General features: G+C 53.8%; 3 protein-coding genes and 1 pseudogene. 2 read left to right on the forward strand and 2 right to left on the reverse strand.

What is annotated here, in order from left to right; all coding sequences use genetic code 11:
- A pseudogene (locus tag IBT54_RS24790) lies at positions 1-538 on the forward strand (phage tail protein); the annotation flags it as partial.
- A complete protein-coding gene (locus tag IBT54_RS24795; protein ID WP_201253319.1) occupies positions 538-1,128 on the forward strand; it encodes a tail fiber assembly protein in 591 nt (196 codons plus the stop codon). The pseudogene IBT54_RS24790 and the gene IBT54_RS24795, both read left to right, overlap by 1 nt.
- 30 nt (positions 1,129-1,158) lie before the next feature.
- On the opposite strand, the gene IBT54_RS24800 is transcribed toward IBT54_RS24795, so the two are convergent.
- On the reverse strand, positions 1,159-1,746 hold the full coding sequence (locus IBT54_RS24800; protein WP_201253320.1) for a tail fiber assembly protein: 588 nt from the start codon (positions 1,744-1,746) through the stop codon (positions 1,159-1,161).
- A partial coding sequence (locus tag IBT54_RS24805; RefSeq protein ID WP_236263718.1) for a phage tail protein occupies positions 1,746-2,184 on the reverse strand: 439 nt, incomplete at its 5' end. The genes IBT54_RS24805 and IBT54_RS24800, both read right to left, overlap by 1 nt.

Below are 2,184 nucleotides of genomic sequence, written 5' to 3' on the forward strand. Positions count from 1 at the left end.
AAACCTCGGTTTAGGCGAAGGCGCGCCCGTTATCGGCTCGCCGTTCCCATGGCCTCACACAAAAATGCCTGATGAACTCTTTCCCTCAATGGCTGGCATGGTCTTTCTTAAGAGTAACGGGGCAAGTTTCAGCGGTACGCTATACCCAAAACTGGCGCTGGCTTATCCGGGGCTGAAGTTGGCCGATCTCCGTGGCGAGTTTATCCGTGGATGGGATGATGGGCGCGGGGTTGATAGCGGGCGTGCTTTGGGTTCCTCACAGACTTCGACTGGCCTGCGAACAGCTGCAGTTGACTACCCAGGCATTGATGCGACAACCTCCGGGGCTACCATAGGCACCGCCTTTAACCAGCCCGATTCAATCACTAAAGCTCAGCCCGCTGATGCGAAAACCCCTGATAACAGCGTTTTAGGCGCTGTACTCAGCGACAACTCTATTCAGGCTACGCAGCTGCAGTCCGGTATTCAGGGCGGCTCTGTATGGATTACAACACGTCCGCGTAACATCGCGTTTAACTACATCGTGAGGGCTGCATAATGGCTAAGGTAACGCTTGATAAAGATGGCCTGTCAAAAGCTGGCGGCACTCTAAGGGTTTATTGCTATGACGAGCAGTCCGGGGAGTTTATCGGCGCGGTAGACGAGTTTCTGCCGCAAGGCGTCGGATTGCCTGCACACACTTGCCTGATCGCTCCGCCCGCTGCGCAGGCGAATAAGGCTACGGTTTACCTCGACGGCAGATGGCAGAGCGTGCCGGATCATCGCGGCGAAATGGTTTATCCGATTTCAGGCGGTCCGCCCGTGAAAATTACAGCGCTGGGTGATTACCCGGCAGGCACCACGACGCAGGCACCTGCAACAGATTTCGACCGATGGGATGGCGCGAAGTGGGTTACAGACATTGATGCACAGCAGCAATCATTGCTTAAGGTGGCGGCCAGTGAAAAGGTGGCGCGCGTGACTGAGGCAAACAGCATAACCCAGGCATGGCAGACGCAGCTGCTTTTGGGCATCATCACTGATGCGGATAGGGCTGTACTCACCGCCTGGATGAAGTACGTGCAGGATGTTCAGGCAACTGATATTGCTAAAGCCCCGGATATTAAATGGCCTGAAAAGCCCAGCTAAAAAGAAGGCCCGCTATGCGGGCCATTTGTATTAAGGTTTCATCGGCCAGCTAATTTCAGGTGCAGCTGAAATATTCACTGCCTGCACCGCCTGAATATATTTCATCCATTTTGTAAGCGTTGCTTTGTCTTCCTCCGTAATTATCCCGAGCAGCAGCTGCGTCTGCCACGCCTGGGTGTTTATGTTCGCTTCGCTGATCAGCGCTGATTTTTTCTTGCCTGCGTCACTCATAGCCTCAGCTTGCTGCGCATCCGTATCAGTAACCCACTTTTCACCATCCCATTTATCCCAGGCGGTTGCCGGTTTAAGTGGCGTAGTGTCTGCCGGATAATCGCCCGGCGCGTTAATCAGCACTGCTGCGCCGTCTGCGACTGAATAAACCGTTTCTCCGCGATGATCGGCAACAGCAAGCCATCTGCCATCACGATAAAGCGCTACGTGCCCGGCTTCAGTAGCAGGCGGTGCGGCGATACAAGCATAAGCGGGCAGGCCCACGCCTTGCGCCAGAAACTCATTGCTTGAGCCGGTAAACTCACCGCTTACCGCATCAAAATTATATACAGTCAGTGTGCCGGCCGATTTAGCGAGGCCATTTTTATCAAGTGTTACCTTAGCCATTACGCAGCCCTTACGATGTAGTTAAACGCCACGTTTCGCGGGCGGATGAACCAGCGCGCCCTCGACCCTGTTGATCCAAATGTTGGCAAGTTACAGACAGCTTTGTTTTCTGCTGTGTTGAAAAGATTCTCGCCATTACCCAGCTGAATAGCGGTAAGTGTCGAGTTGTTTTCAATATTGGGCTGAATCCATGTGCCTTCCTGGAAAGAAAGTAACTCACGGCCTACGTCAACACCTCGCCCATCATCCCAGCCACGAATAAACTCACCACGAAGATCGGGTAATTTCAGGGACGAATAGACCTTTGCCAGCGCCGGATAGGCTGAGGCGCTGAAGGATGCGCCATTGCATTTCAGCCAGCCTGCAGGCGGTACAGATGATGCACAGGGTAACGGTACTCCTACCGGCACGGCAGAGCCTTCGCCTAAACCGAGGTTT

It is taken from the genome of Pantoea sp. S62 (genome assembly GCF_016658625.1).
GTDB lineage: Bacteria > Pseudomonadota > Gammaproteobacteria > Enterobacterales > Enterobacteriaceae > Pantoea > Pantoea vagans.